This window comes from Shinella sp. S4-D37 (assembly GCF_040812195.1).
In the GTDB taxonomy this organism is placed as follows: Bacteria; Pseudomonadota; Alphaproteobacteria; order Rhizobiales; family Rhizobiaceae; genus Shinella.
This window is the reverse complement of sequence record NZ_JBFNXL010000005.1, coordinates 1,272,031-1,289,327: the sequence shown is the minus strand read 5'-3', so window position 1 is coordinate 1,289,327 and position 17,297 is coordinate 1,272,031. Positions and strand designations below refer to the sequence as shown.

Genomic DNA, 17,297 nt, shown 5'->3' with positions numbered 1-17,297 from the left:
GCACCTTTCAACAAATCCGCGTGGGCTTGCAGGCTTGTGCGGCAAAATAGTTCGTGATCGGGGTCTATGCGGCCGCTTTTCGGCGCCAGGTGACGAAATGCATGGCGTGGCTGTCCTTCTCGCCCTGCGGAATGGGCTCTTCCGCCACCTTCTCGAAGACGGCAGGGTCGATTGCGGGAAAGCGCGCATCGCCCTCCACATCCGCCTCCACATGGGTGACGTGGAGGATATCCGCCCGCTCGAAGACCTGGGCGTAGATCTGCCCGCCGCCGATGACGCAGACCTCGTCGACGCCGAGGGCCTTCGCCTCGCGGCTAGCGGCGGCCAGTCCCTCGTCGAGCGAGGAAACAACCTCGGCACCAGGGGCGGAAAAGGCCGTGTCGCGCGTGACGACGATGTTCGGCCGGCCCGGCAGCGGCCGGCCGATCGAATCCCAGGTCTTGCGCCCCATCAGCACCGGCTTGCCGAGCGTCAGCAGCTTGAAGCGCTTGAGGTCGGAGGGCAGGCGCCACGGCAGGTCGCCGTCGCGGCCGATGACGCCGTTCCGGGCGACGGCGACGACAAGGACGATCTTGGCTTCGGTCATGCGAATACCCGCAGGTCAGACGGCGATGGGCGCCTTGATGGTTGAATCGGCTTCGTAGCCGACCAGGGTGAAGTCCTCGAACCTGAAGGAGAAAAGGTCCTTCACATCGGGGTTGAGCTTCATGAAGGGCAAGGGCTTGGCGCGGCGCGTCATCTGGGTGCGCACCTGCTCGAAATGGTTGGAATAGATATGCGCATCGCCCAGCGTGTGCACGAAGTCGCCCGGCTGCAGCCCGCTCGCCTGCGCCACCATCATCGTCAGCAGCGCATAGGAGGCGATGTTGAAGGGCACGCCGAGGAAGATGTCGGCGGAGCGCTGGTAGAGCTGGCAGGAGAGCTTGCCGTCCGCCACGTAGAACTGGAACAGGCAGTGGCAGGGCGGCAGCGCCATCTCCTCGACCAGCGCCGGGTTCCAGGCCGAGACGATATGGCGGCGCGAGTTCGGATTGCGCCGGATGCTGTCGAGGACGGCGACGATCTGGTCGAGATGGCGGCCGTCATGGGTCGGCCAGGAGCGCCACTGGTAGCCGTAGACCGGGCCGAGCTCGCCTTCGGCATCGGCCCATTCGTCCCAGATGGTGACGCCGTTCTCGTGGAGATAGGCGATGTTGGTGTCGCCCTTCAGGAACCACAGCAGTTCATGGATGATCGAGCGAAGGTGCAGCTTCTTGGTGGTCAGCACCGGAAAGCCTTCCGCAAGGTCGAAGCGCATCTGGTAGCCGAAGACGCCGCGCGTGCCCGTGCCGGTCCGGTCGCCGCGGTCGGTGCCGTTTTCCATCACATGGGCGAGAAGGTCGAGATATTGCTGCATGGTCGCCGCCGATTCGTTGTCCAGCGTGCGATACTAGAGCGGGAACGGCGGCGGCCAAAGCGTGAAATCGGGTTGTCCCGGCTTTCCCCAGGACGTGCGCCTGGGTGGAAGTGCCGCCATCCTTGCACTTTCTGAAGGAATTGCGGGCAGAGAGGACGACGAAGGCCCGGTGGGGCCGCCCCGCAACGGGCATCGCCGCAGGTGAGACAGACCAACGACTATTCCGACCGCTTCCGCCGCGTCTATTCCACGGCCTCGCCTTCCAGGGCTTCTATTTCGCCGCCCCGTGCCGCTCGCCGAAACCGCCTGAGCCGAAAACTTTACCGATTCCCTGTCACAAAGCCCTTTTCTTGCGGGCCGGGAGCGCCTATATGAAGGGTGCTGCCTCGGCAGCTATGGCAATAAACGGGCGGTGTAATAAACCCATTGGACCCGGGGGCGGTACCCGGCGCCTCCACCAAAAACCGGTCTTTCCAAGCGGACCGGCTTTTGATGGGGGCGAAATAGGATCGACAAGGGCGTAAAGATCGACTTTTTGCTCGGCATTGTACCACCGTTATCGGGCTAAACTTGTAGTTGCAAACGACAACTATGCGGAAGCTCGTCTCGCTGCCTAATGGCGGTGTGACACTTCACTCAAAGTCCTGACGGGTCGCACCGGCAGGCGGGGTCCGAAGGCACCTGGCAACAGAAGCCTTCACCTTCTCCAATCCCTTGAAATGGTCTATAGCTGTGCCAGATGACTCGTGCTGAGAGGCGCGGTTAAACATGCAATGCCTGAATTACAAAGGCTGGAAGAAAGACAGGAACGGATGGCGCAAGACCACATTCGCTACGACATTCTCGCCCAGGACGCGCTGCGCAGCGTCATCCGCAAGGTTTTGTCCGAGGTCGCCGTCACCGGGCACCTGCCGGGCGAGCACCACTTCTTCATCACCTTCCTCACCAACGCCCCCGGCGTGCGCATCTCGCAGCACCTGAAGGCGAAATATGCCGAGCAGATGACCATCGTCATCCAGCACCAGTTCTGGGACCTCAAGGTCACCGAGAGCCTGTTCGAGATCGGCCTCTCCTTCTCCGACACGCCGGAAAAGCTCGTCATCCCGTTCAACGCCATCCGCGGCTTCTATGACCCGTCGGTGAGCTTCGAACTGGAATTCGACGTGCCGGCCGTCGAGGAGGAAGACGAGCATTCCGCCGAGATCACCGCCTATCCCGCCGCCGCGGAGAAGGTCGAGGACGGCGCCGAGGACCCGACGCCGCCGACCGGTGGCGACGACAACAACAAGGGCGGTTCCGTCGTCTCGCTCGATTCCTTCCGCAAGAAGAACTGAGGCTGCGCGATGAGCGGCGACGTCGTCAATCTCCGCCAGGTCCGCAAGCAGAAAGCCCGCTCCGAAAAGGAGAGGCAGGCCGAGCAGAACCGCATCAGCTTCGGCCGCACCAAGGCGGAGAAGACGGTGACGCGCGCGCTGAACGACAAGGCGCAGAAGGCATTCGAACAGGGTCGCCTGGAAGGGCCGGAAGACGGGCCCGAGGACAGCAAGGGCTGATCTTCCAAGCCCTTGCCGGCGGAACCGGGTCCGATCCGTCCTCACTCGAACGGTTTGCGAAGACGGCATGATCCGCAAATATTCCACCACGCTGCACGGCCACCGCACGAGCTTCTCGCTCGAACCCGCCTTCCATGACGAGTTGAAGGCCATCGCCGCGGAACGCCGCCTGCCGCTCGCCGCCCTCATCCGCGAAGTCGACGATGCCCGGGGCGTCGAAGGCAATCTCTCCTCGGCGCTGCGCCTCTTCGTGCTCGCCTGGCTGAAAAAGGCCGGCGAAGGACCGTAAGGCGGCTCAGTTGACGCCGGGCAGCGTGTCGAAATTCAGGCTTCGACCGCTGTCGAGGGGCGGCAGTTCGCCGCCGCGCTCGACGCCTTCTCCCGGCAGCACCGGCAGGCGGCGGCGCGCCGCCTCGTCCTCCGCCCGGCGGGCCTCGTCCGCCGCGCGCTGCTCGGCCAGGCGCCGGGCCTGTTCCTCTGCCTCCAGCAGGCGGCGCGCGTCGTCCGCGGCCTTGCGGCGGGCGCGCTCGGCGGCCTCCGCGGCCTCCCGCGCGGTCCGCTCGCGCTCGGCGCGCTCGCGCGCCTCGCTGCGGCGGCGCTCTTCCTCCTCCATCTGCAGGCGCATCGCCTCGGCCAGGGCGGCCCGCGCCTCGGCGCGCGAGCGATAGAGCGCCGCCTCGCGCCTGAGGCGCTGCTTTTCCAGCACGCTGGCCTGCAGGGTCTCCACCCGGCGGCGCTCCGTCTCGAAGCGGCGCAGCGACAGGAAATTGGCGAGCGGCTGCACGTCGAGCGTGACGCCCGGCGTCTCCACGAGGCCGCGATAGTCGAGCGCGACCTCCGGCTCGGCCCCCGCGAGCGCCGCCTCGCCCGCCGCATAGGTGACGGACAGGCGGCCCGTCATCGCATCGCCGGCGAGATCGATATCGGCATCGCCGGAGAAAGCGGCCTTGCCGTCCCCGGCGGTCACGCTCTGCACGCGCAGCTTGCCGCCGGCAAGCGCGAAGGGCACACGCACCGCGCCCAGCGCCGCCTCGCCCTTGAGGATCGCGTCCACGGCAAAGCCGGCGATACGCTCCGGCGTGATATCGCCCTCGATGCCGTCGGCCGCCGCCAGCAGCGCCGGCAGCGCGCCGGTGTCGACCCCGCGCACGGCAAGATCGGAGATCCGCGCCTCGCCCGAGCCGCTCGCGCCCTCGACCATGGCGCGCACGCTCTTGCCGGAGGCGTCGACGGCCAGCGTCACATCCGCCCTGCCCGTGGCGACGGCGCCTTGCGGCCCGGCCCAGACGATCCTGGCGAGATCGACGCCGGTCAGTTCCGCCCGCGCCTCGAACAGGCCGTTCTCCTCCGCATTGGCGACCTTGAGGCGCCCGGCGAGCCGGCCGCCCAGCCAGTCGCCCGCCATGTCGGTCAGCGTCAGCTCGCCGCCCTTCCACACGAGATTGCCCGAAAAGCCCTCCACCGCGCCGTAGAGCCCCGGCCAGAACGAACCGGCCGCGAGCCTGACGGACAGATCGGCGGCATCCCTGAGCGGCTGCACGAGCGGCGCCGCATTCAGCCCGCCGTCGAGGATATCGGTCACCGGCCCGGCGACGGCCTCGGCAAGGAAGGCGAAATCGACCGTGTCGAAACGCAGCGCGCCGGTGCCCCTCAGCGTCGGCGCCGTGCGGTCGAGCGTCAGGCGGCCGGAAAAGGCGTTGCGGTCGGCCTCTCCGGCAATGTCGGTGATCGCGATCGCCTCGGCATTCGTCGCGACGGACGCCTGCAGGGAGAGCGGCAGGCCGGCACCGGCCTGCGGCACGGCGATGCCGTTCATCATCAGGTAGGGCTCGATGTCGTCGCTCTTGGCCGACAGCGCAAGCACGCCCGCCGGGAAATCGGCCGCGGAAAGCGCCGCCGTGCCCTTGAGCGAGATCGTCGTGCTGCCGGCGCTGAAGGCCGCCGAGAGGTCGGCCGGACCGTCCTCCGGCTGCGTCACGCGGAAGGTGAGGCTGCCGTCGGGGTCAGCGTCGAAGGGCAGCGGGTCGAGGCCGAGCTGCCCGGCGAGCACGACCGACTGCGGATTGAAGAGGCTGCCGGCAAGCTCGAAATTGCGGCCCTCCAGCAGATCGGCGGGCGCCGCGGCGGAAAGCCTCATCTCGACCCGCCCGTCATTGACCGGGCCGCTCAGCGTCAGCGTGGCCGGATCGGCCCCTTCGCCGGAAAAGGCCAGCCGGACGGCGAGGTCCGCATTGTCGTAATAGCCGGCATTGGCGCGGAAGCGGGCGAGCACCGGATGATCCGGCAGATGCCGTGCGAGAAGCTCCGCCACCGGGGCCATCGCCGCCGCCTTCACCGTCATGTCCAGCCCGGCGCTCGGCGCAAGAAGCGAGCCGCCGAGCGTGCCGCTGGCCGACAGGACCGCGCCCTCCAGCGAGGCGATGTTGAGGCGGCTCAGCGTCAGGAGGCCGTCCTTGGCGCTGAGCGCCGCGTTGACGCCGGAGGCGCTCTCACCGAAGGCGAGGAAACGGTCGGCGCGGATGTCGAGCGCGATGGAATGGTCGAGCAAGGCCGACAGCGAAGCATCGCCCGCCACCAGGCCGGCAAGCGCCTGGAGCGATTCCAGCGCCACCTCGTTGCCGCGTAGCTGGAGCGACAGGGTGGGCGCGGCGTCCGACCGCGATTCGCGCTCCATGCGGCCGAGGAGCGAGGCGCCGCCGATGGCGATTTCGAGATTCTCGAAGCGCTGCAATTCGTCGGTCAGGCTCACCTCGGCGGAAAAGCCGGCCGTCTTGAGCTTGCGGATTTCCGGATCCACGGATCCGGCAAGCCAGGTCGCCAGCCCCGAAGGCTGGTTGGAGGCGACCAGCAGGTCGCCGACGAAGCCGCGGTTCTCCTTGAGCCGCAGCCGGCCCTTGGCCTCCAGCGTGGTGCGGCCGGGCAGAAGCGCGTCCGCCCGGTCGATCTGCCAGCCCTCGTTGTCCGGCTTCACGTCGAGGCGCACCTCGCGTACCGTCGTGTCGCCGATCACCACGGCCGGCAGGAAGAGGCTGGCACGGCCGGGCACCTGCGGGATGGGGATGTCGGCGGCGATGGCGAGCAGCGCCTGGAGCCGCTGGCGGGCCGATATCTGCGGGTTGCGGCCCGTCTTGCCGCCCTCGCCGCTGTTGCCGATGCGCGAGACGTCGATCTGCTGGCCGTCGGCGATCAGGAGGAATTCCGGCGCGCGGCCGGTGTCCAGCGTCGCCTCGCCGGTCACCACATAGGGATCTTCCGGCGGGCCGGCTTCCAGGCGGTATTCCGGCACGCGGATGCGCTCGTTGGAAAGCTCGAATTTCCCCGCGACGCGGATCGGATCGACCGGTCCCTCGCCCTTCGGTCGCGGCTTTTCCGCGATGGTGAACGCGCCGTCATATCGCGGGCGGAAGTCGACGACCTTCAGCGCGCCGTCGAGATCGGCCGTGAAGGCGAGCCGGTCGGGCACGATGCGGGCGCGCAGCGAGAGCGCGCCGTTCTCCACCTGGCCGCTTGAAAGCTGGAAGGCGCCGCTCTCGCCGTCGAGCGCCGCGCGCCCGTCGATGCGCCAGGGCCCGGCGAGCGACTTTGCCGAGACCTGCGCGTCAAGGCCGGTGACATGGCGGGTGCGGCCGGTCTGTGCATCGACGAATTCGATCTCGCCGCCGGAGATCGCGACGCTTTCGAGGATCACCGTGCGGGCCGGGATATCGGACTTGCGGCCGCGCGCCCAGTCCAGCGTGCCGTCCTCGAAAAGCCGGATCCGCGCCTTCGGCTCCTCGATGCGCATGTCGAAGATCAGCGCCTCGCCGGAGAGGAACGGCGCCAGTTCCGCGTCCATGGAGAAGCGCGCGACCTCGACCAGCGGCTTGCCGTCTTCCGGCCCGCCGACGCGCACGTCGTTGAGCGTCACGGAGGGGAACGGGATCAGCCGGGCATCGACGCTGCCGTGCACCACGACGGTGCGGCCCATGATCCGGCTCGCCTCGCGCTCGAAATCCTGGCGGAAGCTGGTCCAGTCGACGAAGAGCGGGGCGAGCAGCGCCGCAAAGAGCGCCACGACCACCAAGCCGCCAACGAAGAGCATGATTCTGGAAAGCACGCCGCCTGCCTTGAATTTCGTTTCACCGCCGCAGGATAACGACTAATTGCCCGGGAGGGTCGAAAAAATCTTGCCGGGGTTCAGAATGTTGTGCGGATCGAGCGCCTGCTTGATCTGCCGCATCAGATGGACCGTGCCGCCAAGCTCGCCCGGCAGGAAGGCCTGCTTGCCCTGGCCGATGCCGTGTTCGCCGGTGCAGGTGCCGTCCATGGCGAGCGCCCGGGCATTGAGCCGCCCGACGAAGGCCTCGACCTTGGCGACATGCGCGGGGTCCTTGTCGTCGAAGATGAGGCTGACATGGAAATTGCCGTCGCCGGCATGGCCGACGATGGGTGCCAGCAGTCCGTGCTCCTCGATATCGGCTTCCGTTTCGGCCACGCAATCGGCAAGGCGCGAGATCGGCACGCAGACATCGGTGGCGATCGCCTCCCAGCCGGGCCGCAGCGCCTTGGCGGACCAATAGACATTGTGCCGCGCCTTCCAGAGCTTCGCGCGCTCCCCGGCGTCCGCGCTCCACCGGAACGGCCCGCCGCCGCATTCGGCGGCGATGGCGCCGAACTCCTCCGATTGCAGGCGCACGCTCTCCTCGTTGCCGTGGAACTCGACGAAGAGCGTCGGCTGCTCCGGCAGCGTCAGGCCGGAATAGGCGTTGCAGGCCTTGACCTGCAGCGTGTTGACGAGCTCGATGCGGGCGACGGGAATGCCGAGCTGGATCGTCATGATGACGGCGTTGCAGGCATCCTTCAGCGTGGGGAAGCCGCAGATGCCGCCGGCGATGACCGCGGGGATGCCCTGCAGGCGCAGCGTGACCGAGGTGAGCACGCCGAGCGTGCCCTCGGCGCCGACGAAGAGCCGCGTCAGGTCGTAGCCCGCGGAGGATTTTCGCGCCCGGCGCGCGGTGCGGATCTCCTCGCCGGTGGCGGTGACGGCGGTGACGGCGAGCACGTTGTCCTTCATCGTGCCGTAGCGCACGGCATTGGTGCCCGAAGCGCGCGTCGAGGTCATGCCGCCGATCGAGGCGTTCGCGCCGGGATCGATCGGGAAGAACAGGCCGGTGTCGCGCAGGTAGGTGTTCAGCTCCTCGCGGGTGATGCCCGGCTCGACGGTGCAGTCGAGGTCTTCGGCATTCACCTCCAGAACCCGCTTCATGTTGCTGAAATCGATGGAGATGCCGCCGTTCGGCGCATTCACCTGGCCCTCCAGCGAGGAGCCCGTGCCGAAGGGAATGACCGGCACCTTCAGCTCCGCGCAGAGCGAGACGACGGCCTTCACCTCCTCGGCAGTCTCGACGAAGACGACCCCGTCCGGCAACTGGGCGGGAATGTAGGTGGTGGTGTGCGCATGCTGGATGCGGATCGCCTCGCCCGTCTGGAACCGCGCGCCGAAACGTTCGGCCAGGCGCGGCAGTGCCGCGGCGATGCCCTCTGCGTTGCGCGTGCCGCTGCTGATATCCGCCAATGCCATCGTAAGATCCTCAATTCCGTGAGGATTTACTCAGCAAATTGGCGGGCGGCTGTCCAGCCGCAATTGTGCAAAGGATAAAGTCTGGGGCGCCCCTCATCCCGCCCGCTGGCCACCTTCTCCCCGCAGGCGGTGAGAAGGGATATGCCGCACCGGCTTCCCCAAACAATGCCCGTTCGTGGGGCAATTCCCCTCTCCCCGCTTGCGGGGAGAGGGTTAGGGTGAGGGGCAATTCTCCAAAGGGATAACGAACGCCGCCGGCCTTCACTCCGCTGCCTGCGGCAATTCCTCCACCGGCGGCGGCAACGCCGCCTCGTCCTTGCGCTTGCCGAGCGTTTCCGCATGGGCCAGTTCCGCGGCGAGGCGCTTCTCCTCGTCGGCGTGCGGGCTGGTGAAGCGGGCGATGACCAGATAGGCGACGGGGGTGAGGTAGAGCGTGACGACGGTCGCAAGGCCGAGGCCGCCGACCAGCACCCAGCCGAGCGAGATGCGCGCCTCCGCGCCCGCGCCGCTCGCCAGGATCAGCGGCAGGGCGCCGACGACGGTGGCGATCATCGTCATCAGGACCGGGCGCAGGCGGATGTTCGAGGCGTTCTCGATGGCGCTGCGGATATCCTGCCCGCGGTCGCGCAGCTGATTGGCGAACTCGACGATCAGGATGCCGTTCTTCGCCATGATGCCGACGAGCAGCACCAGCCCGATCTGGCTGTAGATGTTCAGCGTCGTTCCCGTCACGATCATCGCGAAGACCGCGCAGGCCAGCCCCAGCGGCACGGTCACCATGATGATGATCGCGCTGACGAAGCTTTCGAACTGCGCGGCAAGCACGAGGAAGATGATGGCGAGCGCGAAGCCGAAGGTGACGAAGAGGCCGCTCGAATTCTCCTGCAGCGTCGCCGCTTCCGCCATCGGCATCAGGCGCGAGCCCTCGGGCAGCAGCGGCTCGGCCATCTCCTCGACCAGGGAAAGCGCGTCGCCGAGTGCAAGGCCGTCCTTCAGGCCGGCGGACAGCGAGACGGCGCGCAGCTGCTGCTCGCGCGAAAGCTGCGGCGCGACGGCCTTCTCCTCCAGCGAGGCGATGGACGACATGGGCACGATCTTGCCGTCGCCGGTCTTCAGGAAGATGTTCTCCAGGTCCATCGGGTCGTTGATCGGCTGCGTCGTGGAGGACAGCTTGACGGGATAGGCCTGGCCCTCGACATAGATGTCGACGACGCTCGTGCCCTCCAGCATCGCCTGGAGCGCCGAGGAAAGGCCGGTGATGTCGATGCCGAGATCGGCGGCGCGCTCGCGGTCGACGGTCACCGAAAGCTGCGCCTGGTTGGCCTCGTAGTTCAGCCGCACGTTCTGGAAGCGGCCGCTGTCCTCGATCTTGCGCACGAGTTCGGCCGCCGCATTGCCGAGCTTGGTATAGTCGTTGCCGACCAGCGCGACCTGCAGGCCGTTGCCGGCGCCGCGGATGCCGAGGCTGTTCGGCTGCATGGCGAAGGCGCGCACGGAGGGCACGGAACCGACCGCCGCGTTGATGTCCTGCACGATCTCCTGCTGCGTGCGCTCGCGCTCGCCCCAGGGCGCCAGCGTCAGCACCATGAAGCCGCTGTTCGTCGAGCCGCCCTGGCCGGAGATCGAGAAGATGTTGACGATCTCGCCGTCCTCGTAGAGCGGGCGCAGCTTGTTCTCGATCAGCTTCATCTGGTCCTGCGCATATTCCAGCGACACGCCCTGCGGCGCGTTCACGCGCAGCATGACCATGGACCGGTCCTCGCTCGGCGTCAGCTCGGACTTGATGGTGAAGAAGGAGGTGGCGCCCGCCGCGGTGAAGATGAGCGCCACGACGAAGACGATGACGGGCGCGCCGAGGCAGGCATGCAGGGTCGAGCGGTAGAGGCGCGAGGCCGCCCCGCCGATGCGCGCGAGAAGGCCCGTATGCCCGTGCGTCATGTCCTTGGTCAGCATGCGCGAGGCCAGCATCGGGCACAGCGTCAGCGCCACGAAGGACGACAGGAGGATGGCGAAGGCGAGCACGAAGCCGAATTCGCGGAAGAGCCGCCCGGCCTGGCCGGGAAGGAAGGAGAGCGGCACGAAGACGGCGGCAAGGGTCGCGGTCGTCGCGATGACGGCGAAGAACACCTCCAGCGTGCCGAGGATGGCGGCGGCGCGCGGCTTCAGGCCCTCGGCCCGGCGGCGCACGATGTTTTCGAGGACGACGATCGCGTCGTCCACCACGAGGCCCGTCGCCAGCACGATGGCGAGCAGCGTCAGGATGTTGACGGAGAAGCCGGCCATGTAGATGGCCGCGATCGTGCCGATCAGCGCAATCGGCATGCTGATCGTCGGGATCAGCGTCGCCCGCCAGTCGAGCAGGAAGAGATAGATGACGAGCGTGACGATGGAGACAGCGACGACGAGCGCGATCTCCACCTCGTGGATGGCGCCCTCGATGAAGACGGCGTCGTCGCTGGTGATCTTGATCTCGGTGCCCTCGGGCAGGATGCCGCCGAACTGCGCCACCATCTGCTTCACGCCGGCGGAGATGTCGAGCGTGTTCGACTGCGCCTGGCGGATGATGCCGAGGCCGATGCCTTGGCGACCGTTGGAGCGCAGCGCGGTGGACCCCTCGTCCGGCCCCAGCGTCACCATGGACACGTCGCCGAGGCGCACGCGGTTCTTCAGGATCAGGTTCTCGAAGTCGGCCGGCGTCTTCAGGTCCGCCGTCGCGCGCACCGTGATGTCCTGGCTCTGGCTCTTCAGCGAGCCGGCCGGCACGTCGAAGGCGGCGGTGGCGAGCGCATTGCGCAGGTCCGCGACCGTCAGGCCGCGCGCGGCGAGCTTCGACTGGTCGACGTCGACGCGGAAGATCTTCTCCTGGTCGCCATAGGCGACGACGTCGGCGACACCCTCGACCGAGGCGAGCCGGTCGGTGATCTCGTTTTCGGCGAGCAGCGTCAGGTCTTCGAGCGAGAGCGTGTCCGACGTCAGCGCCAGGCGCATGATCGGCTGGCTGTCCGCATCGGCCTTGACGACGCGCGGCTCGTCGGCGCCGTCGGGGATCTGGTTCGTCACGCGGCCGAGCGCGTCGCGCACGTCGTTCGCCGCCTGGTTGACGTCGGTCGTATCGGAGAATTGCAGGGTGACGCGGCTGCGGCCGAAGGACGAGGACGAGGAGATGTCCTTGATGCCCTGGACGCGCGAGACCGCGCCCTCGATCACGTCGGTCAGCTCGCGGTCGACCGTTTCCGGCGAGGCGCCGTCGAACGTCGTGGAGACGCTGATGACCGGCTGGTCGACGGAGGGAAGCTCGCGGATCTCCACGCCGTTGAAGGCGGCAAGGCCGGCGACGACGATCAACGTGTTGAGCACGAGGGCGAAGATCGGCCGGCGGATGAAAAGCGCGGTGAAGCCCGCCTTGCCCGAGGTGTTGAGCGCGCTCGCCTCCCCCGACATTACGAGCCCTCCGTCACGGAGGACGTCGTCCGGCGGTCCGGCTGTTCGGCGGCGGTGCGCACCGCGCCGCCGGGGCGCAGCGTCTGCACGCCCTCGGTGACGATCTGGTCGCCCTCGCCGATTTCGGCCTTCACGAGCACCTTGTCCGGGTTGCGCTGGACGATATGGACCGGCACGCGCTCGACCGTGTCGCCCTTCACCCGCCAGACATAGGAACCGTCGGCGCTCCACTGCACGGAGAGCGGATCGACGCTCGGATAGGGATCGCCGGCAAAGCGCATGGTCACCTGGAAGGACATGCCGGCGCGCAGCAGGTCCTCGGGATTTTCGATCTTGGCGCGCACGCGCAGCGTCCGGCTTTCCTGGTCGATGCGGTTGTCGATCGCCTGCACCGCGCCGGTGAAGGTCTCGCCCGGCCGGGCGACCGCCGTCGCCGTCACGGCGCCGCCGACGCGCACGCTGGTGACGAAGCGCTCCGGCACCCAGAAGTCGACGAGGATTTCCGAGCGGTCGTCGACGCGGGCGATCGCGGACGACATGGTGACGTAATCGCCGGGATTGACGGAGATGATGCCGACCACGCCGCTGTAGGGCGCGGTGATGTCGCGGCGGCGCAGCGCCAGTTCCGCGTTCTGCAGGGCGAGTTCCGCCGCCTGCACCGCCGTCTGGGCGTCCTGCAGTTCGGCGATGCTCATGGTGGACTTGAGGCTCTCGATGCGCGTCAGCTTCTGCCGGGCGCTTTCCCGCGCCACGCGCGCCTGGTCGGCGGCGATACGCTGCTCGTCGCTGTCGAGGCGGGCGATCACCTGCCCCTGCTCCACCCGGTCGCCCGATTCGACGAGCACTTCCGTGAGGTTGCCGGTCGAATAGGGCGTCACCGTCACGGTGCGGATCGCCTCGCCGTCGCCGATGGCGTTCAGCCGGTCGTTGACGATGGACATGGCGACGGGCTTGGTCGCGACCAGCGCCGGCCCGCCGCCGAAACCGCCGCGGCGACCGCCCTGGCGGCCTTCCTGCGCATCGCCGTCACCCGCCGGCGCGATGACCGCGACGAGCGCACCGGGCAGGCCCGTGGCCTCCAGCGTGGCGTTCGCGCCGGGCACGAAGCGCCCCCAGAGCAGGACGCCCGCCGAAATGGCGCCAAGGCTTATGAGGAGCTGTTTCCAAACCCGCATGCAATCTGTCTCCGAAGGAAGCGAACCGTCGCCTGTCCTGGTGGCGCGACATAGGCCAAGTATCCCGCTTTGAAAATGAACGGGCAATGAAAGAATGCATTCATTACCGAAATGTAAGATTGGCGGGCCGCTCTGTTACCGAAATGTAAGAAAAGGCGGAGAAATCTTCCCTTCCCGCCCCCTTTGCGCGCACGGGCATGGCTGGACGCCTCCTGCGCTTGTGATAGCATTTTCCCGGCCCCAGCGGCCGCGCGCGTTTCAGTATCCTTTCATCAACGCATTTGAACGACAGGGGGGAATTCCATGTGTGACGCCTGCGTCATCGATATCGTCAAGAATCGCATGCTTTCGAGGAGAAGCTTTTTCCGCGCCGCCGCCGCGGGCGCGGCAACGGTTGCCGCCGCAAGCTCCGGGGCGCTCAGCCCGGCGCTCGCCCAGGCGCCGACGACGGCCACGGACCTTACCCACGAACTCCACGAGGAATTCCCGACCTTCTTCGGGGAACAGCAGTTCTGGCGCGAGCAGAAGTTCAATTACAAGGAGCACAAGTTCAACCTCTTCGAACTGCGCGTCAACGAGCATACCGGCACCCATCTCGACGCGCCCTTGCATTTCTCCGAGGACGGCAAGTCGGTGGCGGAGATCCCGGTTGCCGATCTCGTCGTGCCGCTCGCCGTCATCGACATCCGGGAGAAGGCCGCCGCCAACGCCGATGCGCAATTGACGCCGGACGACATCAAGGCCTGGATTTCCGCCAATGGGGACCTGCCGGAACGGGCCTGCGTGGCGCTTCTCTCCGGTTGGGACAAGCATCTCGGCACCGACAAGTTCCGCAATGCCGATGGCGAGGGCAAGATGCACTTCCCCGGCTTCCATGTCGAAGCGGTGCAGTATCTTGCCGAGAATTCCAGCGCCGTCGGCATCGCCGTCGATACGCTCTCGCTCGACTACGGCATGTCGCCGGATTTCGCCACGCACTATTCCTGGCTGGCCTCCGGCCACTGGGGGCTTGAAGCGGCGGCCAATCTGGACCAGCTTCCGGCCAAGGGCGCGACCCTCATCGTCGGCGCGCCAAAAGTGCGCGGCGGCACGGGCGGCCCGTCCCGCGTCATCGCGCTGGCCTGATCCTTTTGTCCGGCCGGCGGCGCTGCCGCCGGCCACGCTTTCCGGAGGAACCATGAGCACCGTCAAGCCCGCCGACAACCTGGAAGCCGACCCGCGTGTGAAAGCGGTGTTCGACGATATCCGCGCCACCCGCAAATCGGACTTCGTCAACAACATGTGGCGCTACCTCGCCTTCGACCCGGCGCTGCTGGAGCGCACCTGGACGGAGGTGAAGGCCGTCATGGCGGCACCCTCGACGCTCGACCCGCTCGTCAAGGAAATGCTCTACATCGCCGTGTCGGTGACGAACGGCTGCAGCTACTGCGTCCATTCCCACACTGCCGCCGCGAAAGCCAAGGGCATGACGGATGCGCAATATGCCGAACTTCTGGCCATCGTCTCGCTCGCCGGCAAGACCAACCAGCTCGCAACGGCCCTGCAGGTGCCCGTGGACGAGGTCTTCGACGCCGACCGCCGAAAGCCCTGAACCGCACCGCTTTCCACAATCTTCCGGCCATTCTTCTTTCCCGCGGAATAAAAGCAGAACGGAAAACTGGCCTTTCGGGACCGAATCACTACATTGAGCCGCATGATCAGCGGTTACGACGACATTCCCTTCTTCGACGAGGACCCGCAGCTCGCCGGCAAGCCCGACGCACCGGCCAAGCCGACGGGCGGCATCGCCGCGCGCGCCATGGCGGCGCGCGACTCGCACCGGGCGCCGGATTACCTCTCCGGCCTCAATCCCGAGCAGCGCGAGGCGGTGGAAACGCTCGACGGCCCCCTTCTGGTGCTCGCGGGTGCCGGCACCGGCAAGACGCGCGTGCTGACCACCCGCATCGCCCATATCCTCGCCACCGGCCGGGCCTTCCCCAGCCAGATGCTGGCCGTGACCTTCACCAACAAGGCGGCGCGCGAGATGAAGGAGCGCATCGGCCTCCTCGTCGGCGGCGCCGTCGAGGGCATGCCCTGGCTCGGCACCTTCCACTCGATCGGCGTGAAGCTGCTGCGCCGCCATGCCGAACTCGTCGGCCTCCGCTCGGATTTCTCGATCCTCGACACCGACGACGTGGTGCGGCTAATCAAGCAGATCATCCAGGCCGAGGGCATCGACGACAAGCGCTGGCCGGCAAAACAGTTCGCCGGCATGATCGACACCTGGAAGAACAAGGGGCTCGATCCCGCGCAGATCCCCGAGGGCGACGCGCGCGCCTTTGCCAACGGCAAGGGCCGCGAACTCTACATCGCCTACCAGAACCGCCTGAAGACGCTGAACGCCTGCGATTTCGGCGACCTTCTGCTGCACCCGATCCGCCTGTTCCGCGCCAATCCGGACGTGCTTGCCGAATACCACCAGAAATTCCGCTACATTCTCGTCGACGAGTACCAGGACACCAACACCGCGCAGTACATGTGGCTGCGCCTTCTCGCCCAGCGGCCGAAGGGCACGCCGCAGAACGTCTGCTGCGTGGGCGACGACGACCAGTCGATCTACGGCTGGCGCGGCGCGGAGGTAGACAATATCCTGCGCTTCGAGAAGGACTTTCCGGGCGCCAAGGTCATCAAGCTGGAGCGCAACTACCGCTCCACCGCCCATATCCTCGGCGCCGCCGGCCATCTCATCGCCCATAACGAGGATCGTCTCGGCAAGACCCTCTTCACCGACCGGCGCGATCCCGACGACGACAAGGTCGTCGTGCATGCCGCCTGGGATTCGGAGGAAGAGGCCCGCGCCGTCGGCGAGGAGATCGAGCAGCTCCAGCGCAAGGAGCACAAGCTGAACGACATGGCGATCCTGGTCCGTGCCTCCTTCCAGATGCGCGAATTCGAAGACCGTTTCGTCACGCTCGGCCTCAACTACCGCGTCATCGGCGGCCCGCGTTTTTATGAACGGCTCGAAATCCGCGATGCGATGGCCTATTTCCGCCTGGTCAGCCAGCCGGCCGACGATCTCGCCTTCGAGCGCATCGTCAACACGCCGAAGCGCGGCCTCGGCGATACGACGATCCGCAACCTGCACGACTATGCCCGCGCCCGAGACATCCCCATGCTCGCCGCCGCGGCCGATATCGTCGAAACCGACGAACTGAAGCCGAAGGCGCGCAAGGCCCTCTTCGACGTCGTCACGGATTTCCGCCGCTGGCAGTCGCTGCTGGAGACCATGCCGCACACCGAGCTTGCCGAGCAGATCCTCGACGAGAGCGGCTATACCGCCATGTGGCAGGCCGACAAGTCGGCCGAGGCGCCGGGCCGCCTGGAAAACCTCAAGGAACTCATCCGCTCGATGGAGGCCTTCGAATCCCTGCGCGGCTTCCTGGAGCACGTCTCGCTGGTCATGGATGCCGAGCAGAACGAGAACCTCGACGCCGTCTCGATCATGACGCTCCACTCGGCCAAGGGCCTCGAATTCGAGACCGTGTTCCTGCCCGGCTGGGAGGAAGGCCTCTTCCCGCACCAGCGCTCGCTCGACGAAGGCGGCCGTTCGGGCCTGGAAGAAGAACGGCGCCTTGCCTATGTCGGCATCACGCGCGCCAAGCGCCGCTGCCATATCTGGTTCGTCTCCAACCGCCGCATCCACGGCCTCTGGCAGACCACCCTGCCCTCGCGCTTCCTCGACGAACTGCCGGAAGCCCATGTCGAGGTGGCCGAGGTGGAGCAATCCTATGGCGGTTACGGCCGCGGCGGCTACGGCCAGTCGCGCTTCGACAAGCAGGAACCCTTCCAGAACGCCTATTCGACGCCCGGCTGGCGCCGCGCCCAGGCCAACCGCACTGACGCGACGCGCGACAACTGGGGCTCACGCTCCGGCCACGCCGTCGAGCGCATCGGCTATGGCGAGAGCGGCCCGCGCGCCCGCACCATCGACGGCGAACTGGTGGCGAAATCGGCCGTGAGCGAGCCGTCGAAATTTTCGATCGGCGACCGGGTCTTCCACATGAAGTTCGGCAACGGCAACGTGGCGGCGGTCGAGGGCAACAAGCTGACGATCGATTTCGACCGCGCCGGCCAGAAACGCGTGCTGGATGGCTTTGTCCAGCGAGCCTGATACCGGCGGCATCTGATTTTTA

The 17,297-nt window shown here is 67.1% G+C and carries 12 protein-coding genes and 1 other RNA gene; 7 read left to right on the top strand and 6 right to left on the bottom strand.

The features are described 5' to 3' along the window. Positions 1-64: 64 nt before the first annotated feature. Positions 65-586, bottom strand: a complete 522-nt coding sequence (locus AB3G45_RS13640; RefSeq protein WP_367831076.1) for a dihydrofolate reductase — start codon at positions 584-586, stop codon at positions 65-67. A 15-nt stretch (positions 587-601) separates the two neighbouring features. Beyond that, positions 602-1,396, bottom strand: a complete 795-nt coding sequence (locus AB3G45_RS13635) for a thymidylate synthase (protein WP_367831075.1) — start codon at positions 1,394-1,396, stop codon at positions 602-604. Positions 1,397-1,737: 341 nt separating this feature from the next. Between AB3G45_RS13635 and ssrA the strand changes: the two genes are divergently transcribed. The 4 genes from ssrA (at position 1,738) to AB3G45_RS13615 (ending at position 3,238) form a co-directional block, all read left to right on the top strand. Further along, positions 1,738-2,098: a transfer-messenger RNA gene (gene ssrA / locus AB3G45_RS13630) on the top strand. Positions 2,099-2,208: 110 nt separating this feature from the next. Continuing rightward, entirely contained in the window at positions 2,209-2,730 is a 522-nt protein-coding gene (locus AB3G45_RS13625) for an SspB family protein (protein WP_367831074.1), read from the top strand. 9 nt (positions 2,731-2,739) lie between these two features. After that, positions 2,740-2,949 (top strand): DUF4169 family protein, encoded by a 210-nt coding sequence (locus AB3G45_RS13620; RefSeq protein ID WP_367831073.1) that lies wholly within the window; start codon positions 2,740-2,742, stop codon positions 2,947-2,949. A gap of 67 nt (positions 2,950-3,016) precedes the next feature. Continuing rightward, positions 3,017-3,238, top strand: coding sequence for a ribbon-helix-helix domain-containing protein (locus AB3G45_RS13615; RefSeq protein WP_367831072.1), 222 nt, complete (start codon positions 3,017-3,019; stop codon positions 3,236-3,238). Between the two features lie 6 nt (positions 3,239-3,244). Here AB3G45_RS13615 and AB3G45_RS13610 read toward each other — a convergent pair whose 3' ends face one another. The 4 genes from AB3G45_RS13610 to AB3G45_RS13595 all read right to left on the bottom strand — a co-directional run bounded on the left by AB3G45_RS13610 (position 3,245) and on the right by AB3G45_RS13595 (position 13,125). Next, entirely contained in the window at positions 3,245-7,045 is a 3,801-nt protein-coding gene (locus tag AB3G45_RS13610; RefSeq protein ID WP_367831071.1) for an AsmA-like C-terminal region-containing protein, read from the bottom strand. Positions 7,046-7,087: 42 nt separating this feature from the next. Beyond that, positions 7,088-8,509, bottom strand: a complete 1,422-nt coding sequence (locus AB3G45_RS13605) for an FAD-binding oxidoreductase (RefSeq protein ID WP_367831070.1) — start codon at positions 8,507-8,509, stop codon at positions 7,088-7,090. 261 nt (positions 8,510-8,770) lie between these two features. Continuing rightward, complete coding sequence (locus AB3G45_RS13600) at positions 8,771-11,950, bottom strand: efflux RND transporter permease subunit (RefSeq protein WP_367831069.1); 3,180 nt, start codon at positions 11,948-11,950, stop codon at positions 8,771-8,773. Further along, complete coding sequence (locus AB3G45_RS13595; RefSeq protein ID WP_367831068.1) at positions 11,950-13,125, bottom strand: efflux RND transporter periplasmic adaptor subunit; 1,176 nt, start codon at positions 13,123-13,125, stop codon at positions 11,950-11,952. The genes AB3G45_RS13600 and AB3G45_RS13595 overlap by 1 nt, the downstream gene beginning before the upstream one ends. Before the next feature lie 303 nt (positions 13,126-13,428). Here AB3G45_RS13595 and AB3G45_RS13590 point away from each other — a divergent pair, with 303 nt between their 5' ends. The 3 genes from AB3G45_RS13590 (at position 13,429) to AB3G45_RS13580 (ending at position 17,275) form a co-directional block, all read left to right on the top strand. Beyond that, on the top strand, positions 13,429-14,250 hold the full coding sequence (locus tag AB3G45_RS13590; RefSeq protein WP_367831067.1) for a cyclase family protein: 822 nt from the start codon (positions 13,429-13,431) through the stop codon (positions 14,248-14,250). Between the two features lie 52 nt (positions 14,251-14,302). After that, positions 14,303-14,716, top strand: a complete 414-nt coding sequence (locus tag AB3G45_RS13585; RefSeq protein WP_367831066.1) for a carboxymuconolactone decarboxylase family protein — start codon at positions 14,303-14,305, stop codon at positions 14,714-14,716. Between the two features lie 102 nt (positions 14,717-14,818). Then, complete coding sequence (locus AB3G45_RS13580) at positions 14,819-17,275, top strand: ATP-dependent helicase (protein WP_367833578.1); 2,457 nt, start codon at positions 14,819-14,821, stop codon at positions 17,273-17,275. Positions 17,276-17,297 lie beyond the last annotated feature (22 nt).